Origin of the sequence: Bradyrhizobium sp. 190, assembly GCF_023073415.1 — a bacterium.
Taxonomy (GTDB): domain Bacteria; phylum Pseudomonadota; class Alphaproteobacteria; order Rhizobiales; family Xanthobacteraceae; genus Bradyrhizobium.
Window position 1 is genome coordinate 1 of the sequence record NZ_JADPJL010000029.1, and the last position, 23,827, is coordinate 23,827.

General features: G+C 61.8%; 27 protein-coding genes, 1 tRNA gene and 1 pseudogene. 17 read left to right on the forward strand and 12 right to left on the reverse strand.

Going from position 1 to position 23,827, the window contains the following annotated elements; genetic code table 11:
• Window positions 1-215: 215 nt before the first annotated feature.
• Together IVB22_RS18635 and IVB22_RS18640 are read right to left on the reverse strand one after the other, a co-directional pair.
• Window positions 216-545: a hypothetical protein gene (locus tag IVB22_RS18635; protein WP_247518757.1), complete on the reverse strand. Its 330-nt coding sequence runs from the start codon at window positions 543-545 to the stop codon at window positions 216-218.
• Window positions 546-657: 112 nt separating this feature from the next.
• Window positions 658-2,268 carry a flagellin gene (locus IVB22_RS18640; protein WP_247518758.1) on the reverse strand — a complete coding sequence of 537 codons (1,611 nt, stop codon included), beginning with the start codon at window positions 2,266-2,268 and terminating at the stop codon, window positions 658-660.
• Here IVB22_RS18640 and IVB22_RS18645 point away from each other — a divergent pair.
• Window positions 2,258-2,419: a hypothetical protein gene (locus tag IVB22_RS18645; protein WP_247518759.1), complete on the forward strand. Its 162-nt coding sequence runs from the start codon at window positions 2,258-2,260 to the stop codon at window positions 2,417-2,419. The two genes, IVB22_RS18640 and IVB22_RS18645, sit on opposite strands and share 11 nt — an antisense overlap.
• Window positions 2,420-2,493: 74 nt before the next feature.
• Here the strand turns inward: IVB22_RS18645 and IVB22_RS18650 are convergent, their stop codons facing one another.
• On the reverse strand, window positions 2,494-2,910 hold the full coding sequence (locus IVB22_RS18650) for a response regulator (protein WP_247518760.1): 417 nt from the start codon (window positions 2,908-2,910) through the stop codon (window positions 2,494-2,496).
• A 799-nt stretch (window positions 2,911-3,709) separates the two neighbouring features.
• Here IVB22_RS18650 and IVB22_RS18655 point away from each other — a divergent pair.
• The 3 genes from IVB22_RS18655 (at window position 3,710) to IVB22_RS18665 (ending at window position 5,541) form a co-directional block, all read left to right on the forward strand.
• A complete protein-coding gene (locus IVB22_RS18655) occupies window positions 3,710-4,402 on the forward strand; it encodes a Crp/Fnr family transcriptional regulator (protein ID WP_374207559.1) in 693 nt (230 codons plus the stop codon).
• Between the two features lie 283 nt (window positions 4,403-4,685).
• Window positions 4,686-5,078, forward strand: a complete 393-nt coding sequence (locus IVB22_RS18660; protein WP_247518762.1) for a response regulator — start codon at window positions 4,686-4,688, stop codon at window positions 5,076-5,078.
• A gap of 217 nt (window positions 5,079-5,295) precedes the next feature.
• Window positions 5,296-5,541, forward strand: a complete 246-nt coding sequence (locus tag IVB22_RS18665) for a hypothetical protein (protein ID WP_247518763.1) — start codon at window positions 5,296-5,298, stop codon at window positions 5,539-5,541.
• Between the two features lie 110 nt (window positions 5,542-5,651).
• Here IVB22_RS18665 and IVB22_RS18670 read toward each other — a convergent pair whose 3' ends face one another.
• Complete coding sequence (locus tag IVB22_RS18670; protein ID WP_247518764.1) at window positions 5,652-6,221, reverse strand: LuxR C-terminal-related transcriptional regulator; 570 nt, start codon at window positions 6,219-6,221, stop codon at window positions 5,652-5,654.
• A 746-nt stretch (window positions 6,222-6,967) separates the two neighbouring features.
• Here IVB22_RS18670 and IVB22_RS18675 point away from each other — a divergent pair.
• On the forward strand, window positions 6,968-7,105 hold the full coding sequence (locus tag IVB22_RS18675; protein ID WP_247518765.1) for a hypothetical protein: 138 nt from the start codon (window positions 6,968-6,970) through the stop codon (window positions 7,103-7,105).
• Between the two features lie 117 nt (window positions 7,106-7,222).
• On the opposite strand, the gene IVB22_RS18680 is transcribed toward IVB22_RS18675, so the two are convergent.
• From IVB22_RS18680 to IVB22_RS18690, 3 genes are all read right to left on the reverse strand, one after another.
• Complete coding sequence (locus IVB22_RS18680) at window positions 7,223-7,429, reverse strand: hypothetical protein (RefSeq protein ID WP_247518766.1); 207 nt, start codon at window positions 7,427-7,429, stop codon at window positions 7,223-7,225.
• 101 nt (window positions 7,430-7,530) lie between these two features.
• A complete protein-coding gene (locus tag IVB22_RS18685) occupies window positions 7,531-8,535 on the reverse strand; it encodes a glycoside hydrolase family 3 N-terminal domain-containing protein (RefSeq protein WP_247518767.1) in 1,005 nt (334 codons plus the stop codon).
• Window positions 8,536-8,680: 145 nt separating this feature from the next.
• Window positions 8,681-8,950, reverse strand: coding sequence for a hypothetical protein (locus tag IVB22_RS18690; RefSeq protein ID WP_247518768.1), 270 nt, complete (start codon window positions 8,948-8,950; stop codon window positions 8,681-8,683).
• Window positions 8,951-9,550: 600 nt separating this feature from the next.
• Here IVB22_RS18690 and IVB22_RS18695 point away from each other — a divergent pair.
• Genes IVB22_RS18695 through IVB22_RS18710 form a run of 4 tightly spaced genes read left to right on the forward strand, consistent with a single transcriptional unit; the run spans window position 9,551 to window position 13,467 of the window.
• The gene (locus tag IVB22_RS18695; RefSeq protein WP_247518769.1) at window positions 9,551-10,285 is read left to right on the forward strand and encodes a tetratricopeptide repeat protein; all 735 of its coding nucleotides are present in this window, start codon (window positions 9,551-9,553) and stop codon (window positions 10,283-10,285) included.
• 16 nt (window positions 10,286-10,301) lie between these two features.
• Window positions 10,302-11,507 carry an efflux RND transporter periplasmic adaptor subunit gene (locus tag IVB22_RS18700; RefSeq protein WP_247518770.1) on the forward strand — a complete coding sequence of 402 codons (1,206 nt, stop codon included), beginning with the start codon at window positions 10,302-10,304 and terminating at the stop codon, window positions 11,505-11,507.
• A 5-nt stretch (window positions 11,508-11,512) separates the two neighbouring features.
• Complete coding sequence (locus IVB22_RS18705; RefSeq protein ID WP_247518771.1) at window positions 11,513-12,751, forward strand: ABC transporter permease; 1,239 nt, start codon at window positions 11,513-11,515, stop codon at window positions 12,749-12,751.
• On the forward strand, window positions 12,748-13,467 hold the full coding sequence (locus IVB22_RS18710) for an ABC transporter ATP-binding protein (RefSeq protein WP_247518772.1): 720 nt from the start codon (window positions 12,748-12,750) through the stop codon (window positions 13,465-13,467). Before IVB22_RS18705 ends, IVB22_RS18710 begins: the two co-directional genes overlap by 4 nt.
• A gap of 23 nt (window positions 13,468-13,490) precedes the next feature.
• Here IVB22_RS18710 and IVB22_RS18715 read toward each other — a convergent pair whose 3' ends face one another.
• Window positions 13,491-14,087 (reverse strand): hypothetical protein, encoded by a 597-nt coding sequence (locus IVB22_RS18715; RefSeq protein WP_247518773.1) that lies wholly within the window; start codon window positions 14,085-14,087, stop codon window positions 13,491-13,493.
• Between IVB22_RS18715 and IVB22_RS18720 the strand changes: the two genes are divergently transcribed.
• A complete protein-coding gene (locus tag IVB22_RS18720; RefSeq protein ID WP_247518774.1) occupies window positions 14,086-14,490 on the forward strand; it encodes a hypothetical protein in 405 nt (134 codons plus the stop codon). The genes IVB22_RS18715 and IVB22_RS18720 overlap by 2 nt on opposite strands.
• Here IVB22_RS18720 and IVB22_RS41955 read toward each other — a convergent pair.
• A pseudogene (locus IVB22_RS41955) lies at window positions 14,446-14,877 on the reverse strand (DUF1963 domain-containing protein); the annotation flags it as partial. The gene IVB22_RS18720 and the pseudogene IVB22_RS41955 overlap by 45 nt on opposite strands.
• Window positions 14,878-15,156: 279 nt before the next feature.
• Here IVB22_RS41955 and IVB22_RS18725 point away from each other — a divergent pair.
• Window positions 15,157-16,320, forward strand: a complete 1,164-nt coding sequence (locus IVB22_RS18725; protein ID WP_247518775.1) for a serine hydrolase — start codon at window positions 15,157-15,159, stop codon at window positions 16,318-16,320.
• 178 nt (window positions 16,321-16,498) lie between these two features.
• Here IVB22_RS18725 and IVB22_RS18730 read toward each other — a convergent pair.
• Window positions 16,499-16,588 (reverse strand) — tRNA-Ser (locus IVB22_RS18730).
• Window positions 16,589-16,712: 124 nt separating this feature from the next.
• Here IVB22_RS18730 and IVB22_RS18735 point away from each other — a divergent pair.
• A complete protein-coding gene (locus tag IVB22_RS18735; RefSeq protein WP_247518776.1) occupies window positions 16,713-17,576 on the forward strand; it encodes an alpha/beta fold hydrolase in 864 nt (287 codons plus the stop codon).
• 190 nt (window positions 17,577-17,766) lie between these two features.
• Here the strand turns inward: IVB22_RS18735 and IVB22_RS18740 are convergent, their stop codons facing one another.
• The gene (locus tag IVB22_RS18740; protein WP_247518777.1) at window positions 17,767-18,867 is read right to left on the reverse strand and encodes an ROK family protein; all 1,101 of its coding nucleotides are present in this window, start codon (window positions 18,865-18,867) and stop codon (window positions 17,767-17,769) included.
• 417 nt (window positions 18,868-19,284) lie between these two features.
• Here IVB22_RS18740 and rplU point away from each other — a divergent pair, with 417 nt between their 5' ends.
• The 3 genes from rplU (at window position 19,285) to IVB22_RS18755 (ending at window position 20,869) form a co-directional block, all read left to right on the forward strand.
• Window positions 19,285-19,782 (forward strand): 50S ribosomal protein L21, encoded by a 498-nt coding sequence (rplU, locus tag IVB22_RS18745; protein WP_247518778.1) that lies wholly within the window; start codon window positions 19,285-19,287, stop codon window positions 19,780-19,782.
• Window positions 19,783-19,872: 90 nt separating this feature from the next.
• Window positions 19,873-20,142: a 50S ribosomal protein L27 gene (gene rpmA, locus IVB22_RS18750; RefSeq protein WP_065744718.1), complete on the forward strand. Its 270-nt coding sequence runs from the start codon at window positions 19,873-19,875 to the stop codon at window positions 20,140-20,142.
• Between the two features lie 124 nt (window positions 20,143-20,266).
• On the forward strand, window positions 20,267-20,869 hold the full coding sequence (locus tag IVB22_RS18755; RefSeq protein ID WP_247518779.1) for a GNAT family N-acetyltransferase: 603 nt from the start codon (window positions 20,267-20,269) through the stop codon (window positions 20,867-20,869).
• A 183-nt stretch (window positions 20,870-21,052) separates the two neighbouring features.
• Here IVB22_RS18755 and IVB22_RS18760 read toward each other — a convergent pair whose 3' ends face one another.
• Window positions 21,053-21,967, reverse strand: a complete 915-nt coding sequence (locus IVB22_RS18760; protein WP_247518780.1) for a DMT family transporter — start codon at window positions 21,965-21,967, stop codon at window positions 21,053-21,055.
• 161 nt (window positions 21,968-22,128) lie between these two features.
• Between IVB22_RS18760 and IVB22_RS18765 the strand changes: the two genes are divergently transcribed.
• Both IVB22_RS18765 and obgE read left to right on the forward strand, forming a co-directional pair.
• Window positions 22,129-22,608 (forward strand): MaoC family dehydratase, encoded by a 480-nt coding sequence (locus IVB22_RS18765; protein ID WP_247518781.1) that lies wholly within the window; start codon window positions 22,129-22,131, stop codon window positions 22,606-22,608.
• A gap of 93 nt (window positions 22,609-22,701) precedes the next feature.
• A complete protein-coding gene (obgE, locus tag IVB22_RS18770; RefSeq protein ID WP_247518782.1) occupies window positions 22,702-23,754 on the forward strand; it encodes a GTPase ObgE in 1,053 nt (350 codons plus the stop codon).
• The last annotated feature ends 73 nt before the right edge of the window (window positions 23,755-23,827 follow it).

A 23,827-nucleotide genomic window follows, 5' to 3' on the forward strand; every position in this document is an offset into this window, starting at 1 on the left:
GACCAGGCGGAAGATGTTATCCAGGATCTTCGCGTCGCTCGGGTCCTGCTCGAACCGCACCAACTGATTGTCGACCGTATCCAGGCTCTCGCTGGTTTCCGTCAGGAACTCCCGCAAAAGGTCGTCCATATCAGCATGCCTTCCAAAAATCAGATATCGGCCTTCTGCAGACTAGCCCTCCGGATTTCACGGCTCCGTTAATTTCACCGTCCGTGCTAATACGGATATGGTGAACAAAATATCGTCATGGACTGTTCGCGGCGGCGGTCGACGACATTTGCTCGGTCGACGACGATGAAGCCATAGCCTTGTAGCCCGGGCGAGCGAAGCGACCCCGGGAGCGGTGCCGGACGAATAGAATGTGGGAAGTTGTTACCACCGTTCCTCGGGGTCGCTTCGCTCGCCCGGGCTACAGCAGCCGGATCCTTGTCGAGCGCGCCGGCGGCAACATGGGCGTTGGCGGCGTCGATCATGATGCGGGCGTCGGCACAATCCCCGTTCGACGACGCGGGTGAACGCAGCGGCTCACGACGTTTGCGAATCATCGTTCGTGCAAATAGGCGGCGGATATACCGCCATAGCGTCTTCAGGGATTTTGAAACGAAGAAGGCGGCGGGGTTTCCCCCGCCGCCATTATTGTTGAGATTGCCGTCCCGCTTAGCGCAGGAGCTGCAGCACGCTCTGCTGGCTCTGGTTGGCCAGCGCCAGCGCGGACACTGCGATCGACTGGCGGGTCGACAGCGCCTGGCTGTTCGCCGCTTCCTCGTTGGTGTCGGCCAGCGTCAGGTTCGACGAGCCGGTCTGCAGCACGTTGATCAGGTTCTTCGAGAAGTCCTGACGGATCTGCACGATCGACAGGTTCGAACCGAGGGCGGACGCCTGCGTGCGGAGAGTGGACGAAGCCTTGCCAAGGCTCGTGATCGCCGAGTTCGCCGAGGAGTTGTCCAGGAAGTCCGTGCCAGCGGTCAGCTTGGACAGGCCGAGGCCCGTATAGTTGAACAAGACTCCCTGGATCGACAGGGTCGACTTGCCGGTTTCGTTGAAGGTCAGCTTGAGCTGATCGCCATTGAGCAAGTTGATGCCGTTGTACGAAGCATCCTGAGCCGTAGAGGTGATCTGGTCCAGGATGTTGTTGTACTGCGACACCAGGTTAGCGCGAATGAGCTGCGCCTCGGGATCCAGGACTGGAGCAGCCCCCGCCAGGCCGTTAAACGGCGTGGCACCCGCAGCCGCCGTACCGCCGATGGCTCCGATGGTCGAGGAAGCCGCTTCGTTGGTCGTCGTGATGGTGATCCGTCCAGTCGAGTCGAGCGACGCCTGGAGGTTGTTGGCGGCGAGCGCGGAGTTCAGATCGTTCAGCGATTTCACCGTGCCGCCGGTGCCGTCACCGAAGGTAATGTTGGTAGCAGTGCCGTTGCCGGTCGCGCCGATGGTCAGGGTCAAGCCGTTAAGCGCGCTGGTGCCGCCGCCACGGGTGGCAGTGTTGGCAGCAGCCGCGCCGAGGCCGAGGGCGGTCAGGACGCCCGCCGAGCCGGTCACGGCAAGGTCGGCGGCAAGGCCGGTGTTGAGCTGGATCGCGCCACCACCCGTAATCGTCGAGGCGTTGGTGGTGTTGCCCTGCAGCGTGTCGATCGCGGCGACCAAGTCGCTCAGGGTCGTACCGATGCCCATCGTGCGGGCGTTGCCCGTACCGGCCAATGCACCGTTGCCGGCGGCAAAGGTGATGGTGATGCCGTTGACGGTGAGCGTGTCGTTAGCGGCGATTGCCTGGGCGGCACCGCCGTTGGTGGTCAGGCCCGACAGCAGCGTCGCACCGGTCGCCGCGGTCGCGGCAGCCGAGAACAGGCCCGCGCCGGCGGTCGCGGCGGTGTTGGTGAAGGCCGAAACGGTACCGCGAAGATCCGAGGCAGTTGCGCCCGTGATCGCGGTTGTGGTGACGCTGGACTTGGCAGAGTAACCCACCGCAGCTTGCAACGCCTGATTGGCAACGGACTTCGCGCTGTCGACGAGCTTCTGCAGCGAGGTGATGCCGGTGTTGGCGGCCTGCAGCACCTGAACGCCGTTGCTGACGCCGTCGAGCAGGTTGTTGATGTCGCTGGCGCGGTTGTCGAGCGAGGCGGCCGTGAAAAAGTTGGTTGGATTGTCGAGGGCCGTGTTGACCTTCTTGCCGGTGGCGAGACGGTTCTGCGTCGTTGAGAGCAGATCAGCGGTCGACTGGAGGGAGAGGAGGTTCTGGCGAACCGACGCGGAGAGGACAATGCCTGACATGTCTATTTCCTTCTGGTTTCAAAGCCATTTCTTTGGCCCTGCCAGCAATACAGAGCGAGATTTAACAATGCCTCAACTTGACGGCTCTGATTTGCAGCAATTGGACACTGAACTGCCAATGGTTAAAGCTGACCTAAGCAGCAAACCGTAAAAACACGGTTAAGTGGCCGTGACCGCGGCTCGCAAAAATTCTGGCGATTGCTGCGGCGAGAAGTTCGCCGGCCGCTAGTTCGACTGGGCGATGCCGCTGAAGCGTGACCGGGCTTCGGCAAGACATTCGTTGACGACCGCCAGCAGCGCCCCCGGCGTGAACGGCTTGCGCAAGCAGCGTGTGGCGCCGAGTTCGAGCGCCATGCGCAAAAAGTCCGGCGCCGGCGAGTCGAGGTTGGCAAAGGCGTATCCCGACATCGCAACCAGGGGAACCGCCGGCGCGCGCTCGTGGAATATCCTGATCGATTCGAAGCCGCGCATGTGCGGCATGAAGATGTCGACGAGCATCAGGTCGAAGCAGGAATCTTCCAGCGCATGAAGCCCGGCTTCGCCGCCATCGGCGATCGTCACGTCAAAGCCGTGACGATCGAGATAGATCTCGATGGCCGCGCAGACCATCGGATCGTCATCGACCACCAGGATGCGACGCATGACCACCTCTCTCGTGGCGGCGGGTGCTCAATGCGCCAACCCCTCCTGAAAAGGGACGACCCTTCCTGAAAAGGGGACGACCTTCCACACGATCGCGCAGGCGGTTTTGCCTTGCGAATCAGTGCGCTACCGCATTTCTGCGGCTAATCGCCGGGCTGTCTGCCCTCTACAGTGTATAAGGCCGGTTCCCCAACCTGGCGCCGTCAGAGCGGGAATTTATGCTCGGTCCCGGCACGCGGCGCCCGCGCCACCGTTGACGCGAGACGTTCGATCTGCCGCGTTCAATGCAAGCGGCATTGCGCCCTCTCGGCAGTTGCGGATCTGGCATTCGCGTCGTTCTGCCCGCATCTCGAAACAGCCTCGGCGGTGCTCCGCGACGGACCGGCGCTGACCGATGCGCTCGTCGTAGAGCCGGCGCGACCTCCGTCGTCAACGCGGATTTTCGAGCCGCCGCCGAGCAGGGCCGCGCATTTCAAGAACACCTGGCACGACATGAGCAGCCCGGGTTGATCGAACGCCCGGCGATGTGCTGCGCGCAACAAATGCGTCTCACCCGGTCGAGCCGCGCTTGTCGCGGCGATATTGCCCGCGCGGGATTTTCGCGGCGGGCGCTCACCTCTCTATTATGCGGCCCGGTGCGGGCGCTGACTGCGTGCGTCTATTTTGCCTGTTCTGCTTGCCGGGAAAATGTGCAAGGATCGCCCTGCATTTCGGATTGCGCATTGGACGCCAGAGACCGGCTTGGCCCGTAAGGCAGGAGACTGCTTTGGATTCAGCCCCTCGTTCTCAGAATGGTTTTTTGTCCTCGCTGACCGCGGACGACTTCGAACTGGTTCGTCCGCATCTGCGTGCCTCGGATCTCAGCCAGGATATGGTGCTGGTTGAAGTCGACGAAACGCTCAAGCGTGCGTACCTTCCGCACAAAGGCGTTATCTCGCTAGTCGTCAAGCTCGCGCGCGGCGAGCATGTCCAGATCGCGATGATCGGCCGCGACAGCATCTTCGGCGCGTTCTCCGCGCTCGGCGACCCCGTTGCGCTGAACACCGCCGAGGTGCTGGTGCCCGGCGCCGCCTCGACCATCGATCTCGACCAGCTTCGTATCGCCGCCGACCAGAGCGCCACGTTGCGTACCGCACTGACGCGGCACGGCCTCGCCGTCTATGCGCAAATCCAGCAGACGGCCGGCTGCAACGCCTCCCACACGGTGGAGTCCCGGCTGGCGCGATGCCTGTTGCATACGCGCGACCTCTCCGGCAGCGACAAGCTCGTCCTGACCCAGGAAGCGATGGCCCAGATGATCGGCGCGCGCCGCAACAGCGTCTCGCTGGTGGCCAACACGCTGCAACAGGCAAACTTCATCCACTACAGCCGCGGACATATCGAAATCACCAATGTGGACGGCCTGATCAAGACTTCCTGCGAGTGCTACGCGACGGTCAAGTCGCAGTACACGAGGCTATTGCATCCGCGCATCCACTGCGCGGCCGCATAACCGCTTGCCGCGACCGGCGGCGGCCGCGGCCCGATCTATGATACGCATCGCGCCGTCGTTGCGCGCAAGGATTGCGAATCCCCTGCACCCTTACCGTATTATTACGGCCAATCCCGGCCTTTGCGACGTTTCGACCGGCGCCGAGTTAACGCGCTGTTCAATGAGCCCTGATAGTTGTCACGGTGCTGACGGGTGCGGGTTCGAGAAAAGGCAATCGAGACTCTTCGCGGCAACGCGCATTCACCTGTGTTCGGCGGCCTGCTGTTTGCGCGGAGTTAAGGACATGGCTTTTGACTTGTCGATGCCGATCCTGGTGGTCGATGACTACAGCACCATGATCCGTATCATCCGCAACCTTCTCAAGCAGCTCGGATTCGAGAATGTCGACGAGGCCAGCGACGGATCGGCCGCGCTCGCCAAGCTGCAGACCAAGCGCTACGGCCTTGTGATCTCCGACTGGAACATGGAGCCGATGACGGGCTACGACCTGCTCAAGGAAGTCCGCGCCAGCCCGGAATTCTCCAAGACGCCTTTCATCATGATCACGGCTGAATCCAAGACCGAGAACGTCATCGCCGCGAAGAAGGCCGGCGTCAACAATTACATCGTCAAGCCGTTCAACGCCGCAACGCTGAAGACCAAGATGGAAGCGGTGTTTCCCGACGCAGCCGGCTGACATCACGCCGGAAGCGCCGAGTCTTTCAGAGCCGCACTTCGCATCCGATCATACCTGCTGCCGATCGACATGAATGCGGCGAACCTCACGAGAACTCCTGCCAAGATCGATTCGCTCCGCGCCACAGATGCGCGGTTAGCCGTACTTCTACGGTTTGAGATTTTCACCTCCGGATAACGTTGACTGAGGATAGTGCGGGGACCAACGGAGTCCCCTCATGTTCACGTTTGAAACGAGCGATCAGAAGGAAGTACGGCGTTTCCGTATCGCCCAGTTCAATGGCAGGACCGCAACTATGCGTTCGGCCGGATCGGCGGTCACCGGCCACGTTCGATCGATCGTAGAAAACAAGTCGAGCGTTCCAGCGGCGTGGACCATCACCATCATCCCGGAAGAGCCCAAGCCGACGCTCTCGTTGCGGCCCGCGCCGCGCGCTCGCTCCTTCGTGGAAGACATCTGCTGAACGGCAGAACGCGCGATCTCGCAGCCCCGCCCGGCCTGCCCGCTCAGGGCATATCGCCAACCTGAAGCCGCGCACTCAGCGGCGCACCGCAGGCATCATTCCGGGAAAAATCAGGCGGGCTGCAGCAGCGCCTTGCGAACCAGATCCGCGGTGTTGCGGGCGCCAAGCTTGCGCATGGCCTCGGCGCGATGGCTCTCGAATGTCCTTGGGCTGATACTCATCCGCAAGGCGCCTTGCTTGTTGGAACAGCCTTCGCTGATCAGGCTCAACACCTCGCGCTCGCGCCTGGTCAGCGGCTTCTGGCCGTTCCCCGCTGCGAAGGTCAGGCCCGTGCGGACGCCATCCGTGGGGTGGCGGGCCTGGGCCTCGCTTGTCTGCTTGCCAGCAGCATCGGAGGCCGGCGCCGGATGATTGTCCGAGATCTGCTTCACCAGCGCGCAGACGCGCTCGGTTTGCTGAAGCGCGTTCTCCACCACCTGTTGCAGGTAGAGCCGATTGCCGGGCGCTTGCGAAAACTGGTGACTGTGCTGCTTGATCTCGTTCATGTAGAGCAGCAACGCCGTCAAGGGCCCGTTCAATTGCCGGGCAATCGCAGCGCTCGCCTCTTCCGCGACACGCGAGCGCGCGGCGGACAGTTGGACGATCTCAGGATTCTCTTCGAGAGGTGTGATGCTTTCCATCCACTTCGTGAAGTGCGAATCAGCGGTGCGACGGTCTTGTCCTGACATATAACTATTTTATCGAGCCCATCCTCGTTCATGGTTAATTTCCGAACCGGTAAGACTACGGAGAAATTCCTCAGCGCGCCCTGTTGGTGGGCCGAAATTGGCTAAAAGCACCTCTAAATCGGGTCTATATCGGCCATTTTGGATCGAAATTCATGACCCAAAGGTAAATGCTGTAGCCCGCTACTCCCGCATTTTTACGGTGAATCCATTTGCTTTGTTAATGAGTCACAACCGGTTCTCTGATGGCTTTCGAGCCCTTGGCACTCGAAGCCGGCGCCCTGCTCCGACGCGGCATTTCACGCCCGGCGCGCCACCAGCCATTGCGCTGACGAATACGTTCGGCTGAGGGATCGTTCGACGGGAGAGGCCAGGATCCGCCTGTCGTCGCGGCGATGGATCAGGGGCGACGCAGCTTGAGGAACTTTTCGAGAAATCGTCCCGAGACGACAAACCTGAACCACCAATAGGCCATCCGCCGCGCTTTCATCGGTTCGATCCTTGCTGACTGGGGCGGCCGCGTTTGGCCGCGGATTAGCGCAAGGTCCGTCACGGGCGTATGACTTGCTTCACAACTGGCCGCGAAAGCGAGAGAGGGCGACGCCGCCATTTTTCGCCGATTCCAATTTACAGGCTGCGGTCGCCTCGCAAGGATCAAGGCCCAAAATCATCCCGCAACGAATCCAAAAAAGGAGACGGCGATGTCGCAAGCAAAGGGATCATGGATGAGAATGGCCGTGCTGGCCGGCGCCTTGGCGGTCAGTTCGGGCGGCAGTAAGCAGAGCCAGCACGTAGCCCGGATGGAGCGAAGCGCAATCCGGGATCAGACCATCCGCTGACATACCGCCCCCGGATTTCGCTTCGCTCCATCCGGGCTACGCGTCTCGGCATCGCGGCGCACGAGAAGGCGCAGTAGGGCGGCACTGAACAGTTCCGATGGGAATGCCCCCGAGGGGTCAGCCGAGCCTGGAGATCTGTTCTTCGGTCACGACGCGCTCGACGTTCTCGGTCTTGCTCTTGATACGATAGCGCGGGCGGCCGTCGGACTCGATCGGCAGGCAGGTAACGATGGTGTAGATGCTGCGTTCCTTTGCCGTGGCGCGGCCCTGCGGGCCCTGCTGCTGGTGAAGAACGTCGTCATTGATCGCGAAATTATGGGCCATCGCCGGTCTTTCCGTTGAAAAAAGGCTTGTAGTCTCCACGGCCTCGCAACGCAACAGATCGTTCAGCGGATTTTGACCTAGATGACCTCGGGTTCCGCCCGTCAGGCCATCAAGAGCGCCTTTCGCTTAGCCACCCGCGCGATCGATTTCTCTATTGCCGAACCGGACAAGGTCTTGTCGCGCAGGCTCTGTTCGACGTCTTCGGCGATGCCAGCCATTTCCTGCTCCTGATCGAACAGGTTGTTGCCGATGCAGAGCATGTCCATGCCTGCTTTCAGCGATTGCAGGCTGGCCTCCCTGGTGCCCAGCGCCTTCTGCAATCCCTGCATCTGCATGTCGTCGGTGATCAAGAGCGTGTCCGGAAGGCGGTTGCGCAACCGGCCAAGCCCCGCCGCGGACAGCGTCATCGGGCGATCCTTGTCCCATTGCCTCACGATGGCATGGCTGACCAGCACCGCATCGCCGAACATCTTTGGCGCGAGCGAATAGAACAGCTCTTCCTGTTCACCCCGAAGTGCATCGGAAATATCCATGAATTCCTGATGCGAATCCACCACCGCGCCGCCGATGCCGGGGAAATGCTTCAGGCACAGGCCGACGCGCTGCGCCCGCGCCACTTCGCTCACTAGGCGCGCATTGGCCTCCACCTCGGCGATGTCGGCGGAGTAGGAACGCTTGATCCTGCCGATATTGGGATTTTCCGGGTTGTAATCGACATCGATCACCGGCGCGAAATCATAGTGGATGCCGAGCCGCCGCATCTCGGCAAAGCTCGCGGTGAGGATCGCGCGCTTGTGATCCGGCGCGAGATGGTTGAATTCCTTCGCGCTCGGCAACGGCGCAAAGCCGCGGCTTTCCTTCAGCCGTCGCACCAGGCCGCCTTCCTGGTCGATGAACACCATCGGGCCTGACGGCAGCGCGGCAATCTCCTCGCAAAGGCGTTGCACCTGTTCGGGCGATTCGATGTTGTTGTCGTATTCGCGCGTCCGGCAGGAATAGTCGAACAGGATCACGCCGCCGAGGCCGTAGCGGGCGGCGAATTGCTTCAGCCACACTGGGACGGTCTTGCCGAAGAAGCCGAGGATGAAGAGTTCGCCGATGGGCATGTGATAGCCTTGGGAATGCGCGCTTTGAGCCGGCCAGGCCAAATTCAGCAAATAATCGCGCCTCGCATGAGGAAGATACCGGACTCCCCGAGTCATACCAAATTGGGAGAGTGACCCTGATCACATCGCATCGCAGCCAGCGCCTCTAGGGATGGATCATCGCAGGGCGATCCTCGCTCTGCCCAACCAGGAGACGTCCATGACGAAGATCAAGAAGATCATTACGGCCACGATCGCTGCTCTGGCGTTGACCACCGCTTCTTTGGCCATCCCGAGTCAGGCTTTCGCTGGAGGTCGTCACGGTGGGCATGGCGGGCACGGTGGAGGCCACGGCCATCACGGGCACCACGGACATGGCCATCATCATGGTCATGGTCATCATCACCATCATCATGGGCATGGTCATCACGGCCATCGCCATCATTTCCACGTTTATAACAGCTGCTGGAAATGGAGCCCCTACGGCCCGGTCAACGTCTGCTACCGCTATTGATTCGAGGCGAAGGAAAGAAGCTCGCCCGGGCCGAGAGGCTCGGGCGAGCTTCTCGATTCCGCGATGCCCGATCGAGGCAGCTGTCCGATCCTGGCGAGACCTGATCAAGGTCGACTGGCCTTCGAAGCCCCAGGTTCGATGGCAGCTTGAGTCTCAATGTTTGCTCCGCAAGCGCCACGTCCTTGAACGCACACATCCGTGAACGCATTGCCTTGGCTTCAAGCTCAATGCGCGTTGAACGGAACCGGCAAAGAAAAGCCGGGTTCCGGCTGCGGCAAGCTGGATATGTGACGGGTCGCACATTTGTCGGCGCGCAGGTGGGCTAGGCTTCAATTCGCGAGAGGTGCTGGGGGAGACTTAGCCCGTCAGCCGCTCGTAACAAGCAGGCGATCGTCGACTCCCGGCTGAGAAGCCAAGCTGAAAGCGTGGACAGCAATGCGGCGCATCCTAAATTTCCGATCGATCAACCCGATCTCAAACCGATCACCGCGGGCAGGATTTCGCTACGCGATGTCGCAGGCCATGAAGCGAACAGTTGTCGCAATTGCCTGCTGCTCCGCTCTGCTGATCGACATCCACACCGCCCTCGCCGACCCCGCGTCCGATCAGAAAGTGGCCAATCACTACGAACAGGCGGCACAAGCGGGCGATGACGATGCCCAATTCTATCTTGGGGCACTTCATTCAGCAGGCGTCGGCCGTACGCGTAGCGACGCGGAGGCATTTCGCTGGTTCTCGCGCGCCGCCGATCAGGGGCACGCCCATGCCATGTTGATCGTCGCCGGCCTATACGCGAGCGGGCGCGGCATAACGAAGGACAATGTGAAGGCCTATAGCTGGGCCTACATCGTCGCTTCGGCGAGCAAACTCGACGAGGACCGCAACGGTGCGCGGCAACTGATGTCGCTGCTCATGAAGAAGATGACGAGCGATGAGATCGGCCGCGCCGTCGTGGCCGCGAGAGCCTGGCGCGCCGTTCGGACTGCTGGCGCGGGCAAGGCTCCGAATATCGAAAAAGCTGTAGAGCAGGACCAGGTCGCGCCGGCGGCGCCTCCACCGGCACCCGCCGTCGTGCAGCCGGCGCCCGCAGCGTCGACGGCGCCCGCGGCCTCGCAACCGGCGCCATCCAACGCCACGGTGTTGTCGACATCTCCCAAGGCAATTTCGGCACCTTCAGTGAAGAGTGCAAAGAGAGATGATGCTCGTGATCTGCTCGACCAGGTTCCATCGGGCCTGCGCAAGCGATTTGGCTTCTGATTTAAGGGGACGCACCATGAAATTGCAGCATCTCGTCGCAACCGGCATTCTGGCCATCGCCGCAACAGGGGCCGGCTATTACGGCTACTCCCATTTGCTTCATCCGCCGTTGGTGACCACCAGCATTGCGAGCCTCGCGCCGGTTTCCGAAGCGGTTTACGGAACGGGCACCGTCGAGCCCGAGCGCTGGGCCAAAGTGGTGCCGCTGCAGCGTCGCCGGTTGGTCGAGCTTTGCCGATGCGAGGGACAGGTGGTCAAGAGCGGCCAGATTCTCGGCCGCCAGGACGACGCCGAGGAGCGCAGCGCGCTGGAGCAGATGGACATCAATCGAGGCCAGCTCGAACGTGATCTGGCGCGCGCCGAAAAGGATCGCGACAAGAACGACGCCGCGCGCACTGAGTACGAGCAGCGCTGGACCAAGCTCGAGGAAGCCAAATCGCGAATCGCCGCGCAGAAGGTGCGGCTCGACTCGCTGTTGCTGAGAGCGCCGCTCGACGGCATGGTACTGCGGCGCGACAGCGAGGTCGGCGAGATCGCCGGTCCCACCGATGTCTTGTTCTGGGTGGGACCGCCTGCCCCGATGCAGGTCGTTGCCGAAATCAATGAGGAGGAGATCAATCGCATCGCGGCTGGCCAGAAGGCTCTTCTACGAAGCGAGGCTTTCCCCGGAAGGGCCCTGCGGGCCACGGTCTCCCAGATCACACCCAAGGGCGACCCGACCCGCAAGACCTTCCGCGTCTATTTGCGGCTGCCGCAGGATACGCCGCTGCGGATCGGGATGTCGGTCGAGACCAATATCATCTTCCGCGAGAAGCAGGCGGCCATCGTCGTACCGGCAGAGGCCGTCGCAGGCGATTCGGTTCAGATGGTCGATGACGGCCGGGTCAAGCGCGTGCCCATCAAAGTCGGCATCCGTGGCAGTCGCAACATCGAGATCATCGGCGAGCTATCCAAAGGCACCCCTGTGCTTTCACCCGCACGCATCGACCTCGCTGACGGCGCCCGGATTCGCATCGACAACAGCCTGACCAGAGCTGTGGAACCGGCGGCCGTGAACGAACCGACCGATCAGCCCAGCGCCACACCTGAAGCTGCCGTGGTAGCCTCGGTCACCACAGCGCCTTCGGATCCCGATGATGCGGTGATTTCGGCAGCCATGACCGCCCACATCGATTCGGTCGTTAATGACGCGCGTCGCAACTTCATCAGCAACAACCGGTAGCCGCCGTGAACCTTATATTCAACATCGCATGGACCCACGTCAGCACCCGGGTGCGGCAGACCCTTGTGGGCATGGCCGGCGTATCCATGGGAGTAGGTTTCACCATCATGATGGCGGGCCTGATGCAGGGGTCGCAGCTCGACTTCCTGCGGCAGCTCGTCGACACCATGCCGCATATCACGGTCGAGGATGAGCGGCGCTCCGTGCCGACGCAACCCGCAGAGCAGGAATATGCGGCGGTCCAGATGTCCGACATCGCCAATGTCGGCAAACGTCCCGGGATCAAATACCCGGAATCGGCGATGAGCTCACTGCGCTCCTGGATACCTGGAGACGTGGCTCCCTCGGCCAAGACCACCGCGATCATCAATCACGGCGGCGCGCGCATCGGCATCACCTTGAGCGGCATCGACCCGCGCCGTGAGGTTCAGGTCTCGAAACTCACCTCGCAAATGCGTGAGGGAAAGCTCGACGACCTTTCACGTGCGCCGAACGGCATCATCATGGGCGAGGCCCTGGCCGAAAAACTCGGCGTGAAAACCGGCAACACCGTCCTCCTGATCGGCGGCCAGGGCGTCCAACTCAATTCGACGGTGGCCGGGCTGTATCGCTCCGGCCTGAAGCGTGTCGATGAGAGCCAGATCTATTCGCTGATGGGGCCGGCGCAGGTCATGATGGGGCAAAGCGGGGTCGTCAACCAGCTCCGGCTGCGGTTGAACGATCCGATGTCGGCGCAAAAGGTCGCGGCCCAGGTCGAAGCGCAGACCGGCTACAAGTCGGTGTCGTGGCAGGAAGCCAATGCCGACTTGCTGTCATCCTTTACCGTGCGCGATTTCATCGTACTCACCGTGATGGGCGCAATGCTGCTGACGTCGTCCTTTGCCACCTACAACATCATCTCGACGATCACCCACGAGAAGCGCCAGGACATTGCGATCATGAAATCGCTGGGCATGCGCGAGTATGCGGTGCGACGGATTTTCATCATCGAAGCCGCCATCATCGGCGTGGTCGGCATCCTGTTCGGGTGGATCCTCGGTTATCTGCTCTGCTTCGGCTGGTCGAAGATCACGATCTTCAATCCGCTGACGGGCTCGACCGTTCCGCTGCAGATCTATTACTCGCTGACGCACTATTTGATCGCCGGCGGCATATCGCTTGTCTGTTGCGCCGGGGCGGCCTATTTCCCGGCGCGCAAGGCGACGAGTGTGCATCCAGTTGAAATCATCCGGGGGGCATCATGACCGAGATCGCTTTGCAGGCGGTGGAGCTGGTTCGCCGCATCGAGGGCGCTGTTTCCCACACCCTCGTCAACGGTATCGATCTTGCGGTGAACAAGGGCGAGTTCGTCGCCATCACCGGGCCGTCGGGATCGGGCAAATCGTCGCTGCTCTATCTCCTGGGCCTGCTCGATGCGCCCAGCGAAGGCGAGGTCATGATCTGCGGTCAGCCGACCTCGAAATTATCGGAGTCTGACCGGGCCGATGTCCGCCTGACCAAATGCGGCTTCGTGTTCCAGTTCCATTTCCTGCTGCCGGAGTTCACCTCGCTCGACAATGTGCTGCTGCCGATGCGCGCCGCGGGCACGATGGCTGAAAGCGAGATGCGCGAGCGCGGCCTTGCTCTCCTCGGCTCGCTTGGGCTTGCCGAGCACGCCAACAAGCGCCCCAACGCGCTCTCCGGCGGCCAGCGCCAGCGCGTCGCCATCGCCCGCGCGCTTGCCAACCGCCCCGAGATCATCGTCGCCGATGAGCCGACGGGCGCCCTCGATACAGCATCGACCGAACAGGTGTTTTCGATCCTCCGCGACATCGCGGACCAGGGCCAGACCGTCGTCGTGGTGACCCACGATCCAGCGCTCGCCGCCCGCGCCGACCGCCGCATCCACATCGTCGACGGCAAGATCGCCGAGATCACCGAACGGGGTGGTGGCGAGCTGGTTTGTGAGGTGGCGAGTTAGTCGGAAGCTGGCGGACCCGCCTACTACACCGCGCAGTGGCGGATAAATTGGCCCCGGGTATAGCGGGCCTTCAACAGGTCGCGCTGCGAGCACCAAATCGACATGCCATATTCGTGCTCGGAGCAGGTATTGAGCAGGGGGTCGGCTGCAACGCTGATGAGGCAATCCTGGCCGCGAAGGTCCTCGCCATTATTCGGAAAGGGAGGCTCGATCCCGAAGAGCCGATGGCCGCGCCAGTCCGTGATATGTGCGGCTACGAATGGTCGATAGGCGGAGGAGATTCTCTGAAATGCCTCCGGGCCGGTCAGCCCCGGGTGAAGGACATTGATCTTTTCCCACGTCTTCTTGGCATTGCCTGGCAGAATGAGCTTGGGCCAATAGTTCTCTACCATTTCATTGGTCAGCGCCGTCCGCTTGGCGAAAATTTCATCGAGGGAAGCCTTGTCGATGATGTCGTCTTGAACCTGAGACAGTGCTCTGTCTCTCCAATCGGTTAGCGCCGCGACAAGTGCAGGGGCTTTTTCCGCCATCAGTGCGTAGTGCAGCGTCTTGCTTCTTATGACATGAGTATCTTGGCGGGGGGGGGGGTCCAGCGGCGGCCTGACGCCGTTCGAAATCATGGAACCACTTCGCCTCTTTCAATTCACGATTCAGGCAATCGATCGCCAGATCGGCTTCAAATGCAGCGATGCCCCAATTGGTGATCCAGTCGGAGGGCTTCTCAAACGTATCAGGGAAGCAATCGGGTCGATCGCTTCCGCGATCCAGATAGGCGACCAGTCGTACTGGCCAAGAGGCGAACGTCTGCTCGTCACTAAAGAAGCCGTGTTTTCTGAGGCTGGGCAATTGCTCGGGCAGAGTGAGCGGTTTGCTGCGCGCGATTTCGTCCGCCCTCAGGATATGGCACGCGTAGGAACGACCGACGAAAAACAGCAAGGCGCCGCTTTGCGGCAGGCTTGGCGGGCGCAAGCCGCTCTCGGGCTCCGGCTTCACATCCGCCAAATCTATTTGGGCGATGAATGAGAGCGGCGTTCCATCACGGTCGAGCGGCCATTTGAAGTCGTCTGGCGCCCGCGGCACGCCACCGAGCCAGGATGTGATGCTTTCAGTTGCCTCGAAGGGAGAACGAAGAAGCAAGGCCCACGCCGGCAATGGAGAAGTACGAGTTTCGGTTCCGGCCCGATCCAGGAACTCGCGAGCAAGATCCGCCCCGCTCGGTGCGCCCTGCGCTATTCGACGGAAAAGGCCGGCGCTTGTCTTGAACACACCGAACATTGCCGCAACCTCCTTGTATGGATGCAACCGTATGGCGGCACGCAGGGGCCTTCGATATGGCGCGTCCGGGGCACGTCTATACCTCTTGTCACAAGGGGGCGTTAACGGCGGCTGGCCTCCGGCTGCGCCAGGCATCCCTGTCGTGCCGCCAAGGTGGACGGAATTGCTCTACAGTGCAGCGGTTGTTGCGAAACGGCCCATGCCACACATCTGAAGCATCGCACCAGACGCGACCGAGCGAATCATGTTTGGCGGAGGAAGGATGTGAAGCCCGGCTTCATCAAACAATCGTGCTCAGATCCCTGATTGAAGTGATTGGGCTCGCGCGCTGCGGCTTTTTAGCTTGCCATGCGCAGGCTTCCGATAGGCAACCTTCAGATCGCTGGCTCGTCCGCCTGCGTCCGGCGATCTCGCATGCAGGTCCGTATGTGGGCAGGTTCAACGAGATTGTGGCTTCGCCGCTCAAGCGCGGGTCTGTGCCTCTCGCTCTTGTTTCTACTCGGCTGGACGCGAGCCATTCTTGCGGATCCTGAGATGGACGCACACGTACGAGCGATCGTGACGGAGAACATTGCTCCGGAGACGACGACCGGCCATCCCGGCGGCGTCGCCGCCGCAGTTTACGTCGTCGGTCATATACAGTTCTTCAATTTCGGGCTCGCTGATGAGGCCGAGAGGCGGCCCGTCACGTCGGACACGCTTTTCAATGTCGCTTCGGTGCGCAAGGTGTTTGAGGCCACGCTGGTCGCGCTCGGCGTGCTCCGCGGCGAATTGAGGCTGGACGACCCCGTCAACAAATACGTCACCGAATTGCACGGCGGCTACATCAGTCGGGTAACCATTGGCCAGCTCGTTACCCACACATCCGGTCTCTTGCTGCCGACGGATCATCCGCCGTGGCCAAGCGCCTCGTACTCCCTGGCCGAATTCGTCGACACGCTGAACGCCTGGACGCCGCACGCCAGCGAAGAGCCCGGCAAGCAGCGCATCTATACTCACGCGGGCTACGTCCTGCTCCAGCTCGCACTTGAGCGTCGCTATGGAGTTCCGATCGGACAACTTGTCGAAAGCCGTATTCTGACGCCCCTCGGCATGCATTCGACACTGATCCCGGAACGCGGGCGGGATAACCGTGCGATCGTGCCGCCGGAGCTATTACAGAAGACCGTCCAGGGTTATTCCGACCGGGGCACGCCGATTGGTTCTCCCGGAAACCAGCAGGGCTATTTCGATTTTCCGGGCACCGGACAGATGTTCTCCTCCGCACGAGACCTTGTCACCTTCATGGCTGCCTGCATCGACGGCAACGTGGCCGATCCGCAATTGCGCGAGGCCTTGCGAATGACCCAGCGCGAGGCGTTCCATATTGACAAGGAGTTCGGACAAGCGATGGCTTGGGAAAACGTAGATCTTGGCGACCTCGACATCGTCGATAAACCGGGCGGTCTCAATAATGCGTCGGCCTATGTGGGACTGGTGCCGGCGAGAAAGATCGGGTTGCTTCTCTTGGCGAACCGTGGCGAATTTTCTCATGAGATCGGCCGCTATCACATCCTCCCGGCGTTGGCGCGACAGTAGGTTGAGATTCAGCGGAGAGGTCGACCGTGATGGCCGGCTCGTAAGGCCGTCGGCCTGCTTGCGCGGTGCGAGGCCTACCTGGCGCTTTTGCTGCTTTGACAGTGGATGCAGGCGATGCGCTCCATGAACGCGGAACCGCCAGGCTTCACAATTATACGCGCCGAGACCTGTGAGCGGCTGGCGGAGAGGGAGGGATTCGAACCCCCGATAGGCTTGCACCTATGCCGCATTTCGAGTGCGGTGCATTCGACCACTCTGCCACCTCTCCAGGCGCCATGACGGGTCGGATTCGACCCGCGGTCGGGGCGAGTTCTAGGCGAGGATGACGGGCCAGACAAGGCGCGGGGCCAAGAAATCCGTCCCGGCCCCGGGGAGCAAAAAAGGAGCCCAAAATGGAGCATTTGACGGTTCAGGCCAATGGCGCGGCACTTCACGTGGCCCGCATGGGTGCCGGGCGACCGCTGTTGTTGCTGCATGGCTGGCCCGAATTCTGGCTGACCTGGGAGCCGGTGATGACGCGGCTTGCCGATCGCTTCACGCTACATGCTCCCGACCTGCGCGGCTTCGGCGACAGCGACAAGCCGGAAGGGCTGTTCGGGCCCGACCAGCAAGCCGCCGACATGCTGGCATTGATGGATGCGTTTGGCCTCGCGCAGGCCGGTATCGTCGGTCACGATGTCGGCGGTGCATTGATGCAGCCGCTGGCGCGGCTGGCGCCCGAGCGCATCGCCGGCCTGTTCTTCTTCGATTTCGTCTATCCTGGAGTCGGGCAGCGGATGGCGGAGCCAGAGCGCCTCAACAACATCTGGTATCAATCCTTTCACCAGATGGAGATGGCGCCTGCCCTCGTCGGCGCGAGCCGCGAAAGCTGCGGGCTCTATATCGGGCATTTCCTCAAGGCGTGGTCGCATCGCAAGCACGTCTTTGACGATCAACTCGAGGCCTTCACCGACAATTTCCTTAAAGAGGGAAACCTTGCCGGTGGCTTCGCGCATTACCGCGCAGCCCATGCCGGCCGGATCCGGATGATGAAGGGTGAAGCGCCGGCGTTACCGCCGATCGGCGTGCCGACCTGTGTTCGCTGGGCCGAGCATGATCCGCTGTTTCCCTATGAGTGGACCGACCGGCTCGGCGAGACCTTTACAAATCTCGATGTCGCGATGTTTCCGGATGTCGGTCACTTTCCCCATCGCGAGGATCCCGATCGCGCAGCATCCGACATCGCGGCGTTCTTTGCGCGCATCGGCTGGAGCTGAAGAAAAATGGGTGGGACCGCCAGACGCGACAAAACACTGACGGTCCCGTGCCGCTGCTTTGAAATCCTGGCCGGGAAGTGCGGCTTCACCGGTCAGCGGAGCGACGAAATGACGGTAGCAAGGCGGAGCAAAACGGCAACGCGAACCCGATTTTAACCTAACCAGTCAACCTTACCCGCGCTGGACAGCGTTAATCCTTGCCCTTTTTCGCCTTTTTCTCGTCCTTGCTGTTGTCTTTCCGACGATTGGTGAAGCGCGCATTGCCAAGGCCGGTGCCGATGGTCAGCACGCCCCAGTGCTCGACGTCCTGCATGAAGGGAACTTCGGACAGGCCCTGCACCACGCCGTCATTGTGCATCAGCACGGCGGTGTCGTGGTCGCCGATCTGCGGGATCGCATCCACCAGGCTTGCCGGCAGGTTGAACTTGCTGCTCTCCCAATTGCCCGGCAGGTTCTGCGCGCCCTTTTCGATCGAGCCGTCCGCGTCGATCACGCCGGGACAGGCAATGCCGATGAAGGGCGCAAGCTTCAGGCCTTCGGTCTCAGCCGCCGTGATCAGGTCCTTCAGCATCTTGACCAGCCTCTTCACCGCGCCTTCGCGCGTCGGCTCGTCGTCGGCGTGGCGCCACAGCTCGGACATCCACACCTCGGCCTTGGAAAGATCGGGCGCCTTCTTCCAGCGCGTGTCCACCACACCGCAACGGATGTTGGTGCCGCCGATATCCACCGCAAGGATGCTGTCATGGCCCTCGAATATCCACGACGGCGCCAGGTGCAGCGTGCCGAGCAGTCCGGCGTCATCGGGATGAAAGCGGATCGGCACCAGATCGACATCGAAGTCTTCGGCCTTGAGGATGATGTCGGTGCGGGCGATCGCGAGCTCGCCGACCCGGCTCTGCCTGAAGCCGCCGCCGACCACGATGCGCTCGGTATCGGCCCACGCCTTGGTCTTCAGGAACCGGCCGGTCACATAAGCCAGCTCCTGGGCGAATTCTTCGATCGCTCCGTGCACCAGGGCCGCAGCGCCGACGTCGTCGCCAACCAGCGCCTCGTCGAGTTCGGTCTTGGCAATCTCGCCGGCGGATTTTTTGCCCAAGGGATCGTCGCCATTTTTCTTCAGCGGCTTGCGTAAGCCGTCCAGGATCTTGCGGAAGGCCCCCTTGCTGGCGCGGTCGCCGAGAAAGCCTTCGTCGTCCTTCAGTTCGATATTGAAGCTGTCGACCTCGACCGACGGCAGGCGGGTGGCCCCGTGGCGGGCAATGCCCGTGGTCGTTACGCTGTCTTCTGCCATGTGCCCAAGCCCCTGCCGGATTTCGCTGTCGATAACGGGCGGGGAACCCATTGGTTTCAAACAGCGGGCGAATAGCGAGTGGCGAATAGCGAGTAGAAGGTGGCTGGGGAGGCCTCCCCATTCGCCATCCGCCACTCGCCGTCAGCCCTTTTTGGCCCAAATCCTTCATTTTTGGCCCGTTTTTGGGTCTCTTTGCCTTGACTCACGGCGTTCTGCGGCTATAAGTCCCCGCATCCGGCGCGGGATTTCTCGCGCCGCTTGTTTTTGCGCGAAATCTTAAGGGACTCGCCCTTGTTCTATGGGGCTCGCCCTTGGCCGCGCGAAAATCGTACCCATAACGACTGACCAAAAAGCCGACCCGGGCAGCCCTGTTGGGAATATGTCCGAGGCCGGGATCGAACACGAAGGAAAAAAACGATGTTCGCAGTCATCAAAACCGGCGGCCGGCAATACCGCGTCGTTCCGGATGATGTGCTCGAGATAGGCAAGATCGCCGGCGATGTCGGCACGATCGTGCAGCTTGGTGAAGTTCTGGTGGTCGGCGGTGACACGCCGGTGCTGGGCACGCCGACGGTGGCAGGCGCTACCGTCGCGGCCGAAGTGCTGGATCACAAGCGCGGCCCCAAGGTGATCGCGTTCAAGAAGCGTCGCCGCAAGAATTCGCGCCGCAAGCGCGGCTATCGCGACGAGATCACGGTGCTTCGCATCACCGAGATCCTGACCGATAACGCCAAACCTTCGATCGGCCCGCGGCCGAAGAGGGAAAAGGTCGTAGCGCCCGCCGCCGAAGGCGATGACGAGGCACCGAAGGCCGCCAAGAAGAAGGCGCCCGCCAAAAAGGCTGCGGCAAAGCCCGCCGCAAAGAAGGCCCCGGCCAAGAAGGCCGCCGCGAAGGGCAAAAGCGACAAGAAGTGATGCGCTTCAACGAAAAGTTGACGCGTGACAAAACGTGAAATGATTCCGTCAAGGAATTGATCTAAAACTTAGCGAAGTCGGAGACGGGCCATGGCTCACAAAAAAGCAGGCGGTTCATCGCGAAACGGACGCGATTCAGCGGGCAAGCGCCTGGGCATCAAGGCCTATGGCGGCGAGCACGTGATTCCCGGCAACATTATCGCGCGTCAGCGCGGCACCACCTGGCATCCCGGCCTTAATGTCGGCATGGGCACCGACCATACTCTCTTTGCCAAGGTCGAAGGTCATGTCGAATTCCGTGCAAAAGCCAACGGTCGCACTTTCGTGTCGGTAGTTCCGATGGCGGAAGCGGCCGAATAGACGGTGGACAAAATTGAGTCCGCCGGGTCCTGTTGAACCGGCGGAGTCAAAAAGGGCTCCAAGGGGAGGCGGGAAACCGGCCTCCCCTTTTTATTTTGCGCATTTTTGCAATCAGGAGCCCGACATGTTGCAGGACATCCCGATCCAAACCCCGGTCTTGCGTGAAGCAAGTAGCTGCGTCCTCGAGACCGAACGGCTGACGTTGCGCCGGCCGACGCTCGCGGACGTAAAAGCGATTACGCATCTCGCCAACGATCGCCGCATTGCGGAAAACACCCGCCGCCTGCCGCATCCCTATTTGCAGGATCATGCGGTCGAGTTCGTGCGCGCGACAGCCGTCGATAACAGCGAGACGGTGTTTCTGATCGAACAGAACTATTCGCCGATCGGCATGGTCGGCATCGACCGGCGCGAGCAGGACGCGCCGGAACTCGGCTATTGGCTCGGCGTCGAGCATTGGGGCCAGGGTTTCGGCACCGAAGCCGCGCGCGCGGTGATCGATTTCTTCTTCGAGGAATTCGACGCCGAGCACCTGATTTCAGGAGCCCGCGTCGCCAGCCCGGCCTCGCGCAACATCCTGGAGAAATGCGGATTCCAGTGGAGCGGCGTCGAGCTGCACCGCTTCGAGGCGCTGGGCTCCTCGACCCCCGTCGACCGCTTCCGCCTGACGCGCGGTGTCTGGTCGTCGCTGAAGAACTGGGGAAGTTCGACGAGGAGAGAGCGGTAGCTGCTCTTACCCGCCCCTTGAGGGGGCGGGTCGGCTCACATGGAGCGAAGCGCAATGTGAGACGGGGTGGGGTGACGGTCTCTCAACGTCGAACAGTTTCCGAGTTGAGAGACCGTCACCCCACCTCGGTTCGCATTTCATGCGAACCGATCCTCCCCCTCCAGGGGAGGATAAGTAAGCAAATCACGCTGGCGGATTGACCACCGTTTCTTCGCGCCCGAGCTGCTGCTCGCGCAGGAAGATATAGAAGCCCGCGCCGATGATGATGGCCGCACCGACAAGGGTCGAGATCGACGGCACGTCACCCCACACGACGAAGCCGAAGATCACCGCCCACACGATCATCGAATATTGATAGGGCACCACGACGCTGGCCGGCGCCAGCTTCAGTGAACGGTTGATGCACAACAGCGCGACGACGGAAACGATTCCCGCCGCAGCAAACAGGCCCAGACTGCCGAGGGTCGGCGTCACCCAACCGATCGGAGACATCAGCGCGCCAAGCAGGAACGTCCCGCCGAACTGCGACGTCGTCAGCACGATATCCGGCGTCGCCCGCAGCGAACGCGTGATCAGCATCAGGAACGCAAACGACAGGCTGCCGCCGAGCGCGATCATCGCGGGCCAGCTCACGGTCTGCGTGGACGGGCGCAGCGCGATCAGGACGCCGCAGAATCCGATCAGGATCGCGGTCCAGCGCCGCCAGCCGACGCGCTCGCCAAGCACGATGCCGGACAGCGCGGTGACGAAGATCGGCGAGGCCAGGTAATAGGTGATGACGTCCGCAAGCGGCAGATAGACGGTGGCGAGAAAGAACGCCGCGACTTCCAGCGTCGAAAGCGTCACGCGCAATAGCTGCAGCCACGGCCGTTCGATGCGGGAAAATTCGGCGCGCTGGCTCCAGATCACCGGCAGCAGCACCAGCAGCGCCGCGCAAGCGCGCAGCCACAGCAACTGCCCGACCGAATAGGTCGCGACCATGTATTTCCCGAGCGCATCGCCGAACGAAAACATGAAGATCGACAGCAGCATCAGCCCGATGCCGGCCAGCCGCGCGGAACGCTCGTCGTAGGTGGAGATTTTGGCGAAGAGGCTCATTGGGAGATTGGCGACCGCCTATTGTTCTTGCGCGGCTGTTTTAAAGACGTGGTTGCCCGGCACAAGTCCGGGCACGACGAATTGAACCAATTGTCGCAGCCATATCGGTGAGATACCGATACGCCATGGACTAATGGCAAGACATCGCAGGGAAATCAGGCATGACCGACTTCGATCCCGCACAACACCGCATGGTGAGCGAACAGCGCTGGTTCGAAGATTTCGTGCTCGGCGAACGCTTCGTGATTCCGAGCCGGACGCAGACCCCGGCGGTATTCGCCGCGTTCCAGACCGCAAGCGGCGATACCCATCCGATCCACTACGATGTCGAATATTGCCGCGCCCGCGGCATGCCGGATCTGCTCGCGCACGGGTTCCAGACGCTGGTCCACACCGCCCCGGGCGCCGGGCTGTTCCCCTATGTCGTTGAGGAATCGCTGGTGGGATTCCTCGAACAGTCGAGCAAGTTCTTGAAGCCGGTCTATGCCGGCGACACCATCTACCCCGCGCTCGAAGTGACCGAGCTCGTCCCCGGCCGCAGCACCGGCGTGGTGACGCTGCGCTCGACCGTGTTCAACCAGCGCAAGGAGCTGGTGCTGGAAGGGATGCAGAAATTTCTGGTTCGAAGGCGGCCGGCCTAGCCTCAAAAAAGGCCCGAAAATTAAGGCTTTTCGCCAATGTTGCGGGCCTTGAGGGTTGCCGCACAGGCCCCCCTGCCCTAACTAGTACAAATCATGAAATTCCTTGACGAGGCAAAGGTCTATATCCGCTCCGGCGACGGTGGAAACGGCTGCGTGGCGTTCCGCCGCGAGAAGTTCATCGAGTTCGGCGGGCCTTCCGGCGGCAATGGCGGCCGTGGCGGCGACGTCATCGTCGAGGTCGTCGACGGGCTGAACACGCTGATCGACTATCGCTACCAGCAGCACTTCAAGGCGCCGAAGGGCACCAATGGCATGGGCAAGGACCGCCATGGCGCCAACGGCAAATCGATCGTGCTCAAGGTGCCGGTCGGCACCCAGATTTTCGATGAGGATCGCGAAACGCTGATCCATGACTTCACCGATCTCGGCGAAAAATTCGTGCTGGCCGAAGGCGGCAATGGCGGCTTCGGCAACGCGCATTTCAAATCCTCCACCAACCGCGCGCCGCGCAACGCCAATCCCGGCCAGGAAGGCGAGGAGCGCTGGATCTGGCTGCGGCTGAAACTGATTGCGGACGCCGGCCTCGTCGGCCTGCCCAACGCCGGCAAGTCGACCTTCCTCTCCGTCGTCAGCGCGGCGAAACCGAAGATCGCCGACTATCCCTTCACCACCCTGCATCCGCAGCTTGGCGTCGTGAACGCGCAGGGCCGCGAATTCGTGCTCGCCGACATTCCCGGCCTGATCGAAGGCGCGCATGAGGGCGCAGGACTGGGCGACCGGTTTCTCGGCCATGTCGAGCGCTGCCGCGTGCTGCTGCATCTGATCGACGCGACCTGCGAGCATGCCGGCAAGGCCTACAAGACGGTGCGGACCGAGCTCGAGGCCTATGAGGGTCACCTCGCCGAGAAGATCGAGATCGTCGCGCTGAACAAGATCGACGCAGTCACGCCGGATGAATTGAAGAAGCAGAAGGACCGGCTGAAACGCGCCGCGAAGAGGACGCCGCTGCTGCTCTCGGCTGCGACCGGCGAAGGCGTGCCCGAAGCGCTCAAGGCGCTGGTCGAAGTGATCGGCGAGGCCCCGGTTTCGCTCAAGGCCAAGGGCAGCCAGGACCCGTGGACGCCGGCGACGCCGCCGCAGGGCTGACGCAAACCTAAGCGCTCCCGCGGCCGCGCCACTTTCAAAACCGAGAGCTGGCGCGTATTGCTTCCCGATCACC

Coding starts and splice junctions, on each gene's coding strand:
- IVB22_RS18635 (WP_247518757.1), bottom strand. CDS start 545: ATGATTCGCAAACGTCGTGAGCCGCTGCGTTCACCCGCGTCGTCGAAC.
- IVB22_RS18645 (WP_247518759.1), top strand. CDS start 2,258: ATGCCTGACATGTCTATTTCCTTCTGGTTTCAAAGCCATTTCTTTGGC.
- IVB22_RS18640 (WP_247518758.1), bottom strand. CDS start 2,268: ATGTCAGGCATTGTCCTCTCCGCGTCGGTTCGCCAGAACCTCCTCTCC.
- IVB22_RS18650 (WP_247518760.1), bottom strand. CDS start 2,910: ATGCGTCGCATCCTGGTGGTCGATGACGATCCGATGGTCTGCGCGGCC.
- IVB22_RS18660 (WP_247518762.1), top strand. CDS start 4,686: ATGGCTTTTGACTTGTCGATGCCGATCCTGGTGGTCGATGACTACAGC.
- IVB22_RS18665 (WP_247518763.1), top strand. CDS start 5,296: ATGTTCACGTTTGAAACGAGCGATCAGAAGGAAGTACGGCGTTTCCGT.
- IVB22_RS18670 (WP_247518764.1), bottom strand. CDS start 6,221: ATGGAAAGCATCACACCTCTCGAAGAGAATCCTGAGATCGTCCAACTG.
- IVB22_RS18675 (WP_247518765.1), top strand. CDS start 6,968: ATGTCGCAAGCAAAGGGATCATGGATGAGAATGGCCGTGCTGGCCGGC.
- IVB22_RS18680 (WP_247518766.1), bottom strand. CDS start 7,429: ATGGCCCATAATTTCGCGATCAATGACGACGTTCTTCACCAGCAGCAG.
- IVB22_RS18685 (WP_247518767.1), bottom strand. CDS start 8,535: ATGCCCATCGGCGAACTCTTCATCCTCGGCTTCTTCGGCAAGACCGTC.
- IVB22_RS18690 (WP_247518768.1), bottom strand. CDS start 8,950: ATGGCCGTGATGACCATGCCCATGATGATGGTGATGATGACCATGACC.
- IVB22_RS18695 (WP_247518769.1), top strand. CDS start 9,551: ATGAAGCGAACAGTTGTCGCAATTGCCTGCTGCTCCGCTCTGCTGATC.
- IVB22_RS18700 (WP_247518770.1), top strand. CDS start 10,302: ATGAAATTGCAGCATCTCGTCGCAACCGGCATTCTGGCCATCGCCGCA.
- IVB22_RS18710 (WP_247518772.1), top strand. CDS start 12,748: ATGACCGAGATCGCTTTGCAGGCGGTGGAGCTGGTTCGCCGCATCGAG.
- IVB22_RS18720 (WP_247518774.1), top strand. CDS start 14,086: ATGGAACCACTTCGCCTCTTTCAATTCACGATTCAGGCAATCGATCGC.
- IVB22_RS18715 (WP_247518773.1), bottom strand. CDS start 14,087: ATGATTTCGAACGGCGTCAGGCCGCCGCTGGACCCCCCCCCCCGCCAA.
- IVB22_RS18725 (WP_247518775.1), top strand. CDS start 15,157: ATGCAGGTCCGTATGTGGGCAGGTTCAACGAGATTGTGGCTTCGCCGC.
- IVB22_RS18735 (WP_247518776.1), top strand. CDS start 16,713: ATGGAGCATTTGACGGTTCAGGCCAATGGCGCGGCACTTCACGTGGCC.
- IVB22_RS18740 (WP_247518777.1), bottom strand. CDS start 18,867: ATGGCAGAAGACAGCGTAACGACCACGGGCATTGCCCGCCACGGGGCC.
- rplU (WP_247518778.1), top strand. CDS start 19,285: ATGTTCGCAGTCATCAAAACCGGCGGCCGGCAATACCGCGTCGTTCCG.
- rpmA (WP_065744718.1), top strand. CDS start 19,873: ATGGCTCACAAAAAAGCAGGCGGTTCATCGCGAAACGGACGCGATTCA.
- IVB22_RS18755 (WP_247518779.1), top strand. CDS start 20,267: ATGTTGCAGGACATCCCGATCCAAACCCCGGTCTTGCGTGAAGCAAGT.
- IVB22_RS18760 (WP_247518780.1), bottom strand. CDS start 21,967: ATGAGCCTCTTCGCCAAAATCTCCACCTACGACGAGCGTTCCGCGCGG.
- IVB22_RS18765 (WP_247518781.1), top strand. CDS start 22,129: ATGACCGACTTCGATCCCGCACAACACCGCATGGTGAGCGAACAGCGC.
- obgE (WP_247518782.1), top strand. CDS start 22,702: ATGAAATTCCTTGACGAGGCAAAGGTCTATATCCGCTCCGGCGACGGT.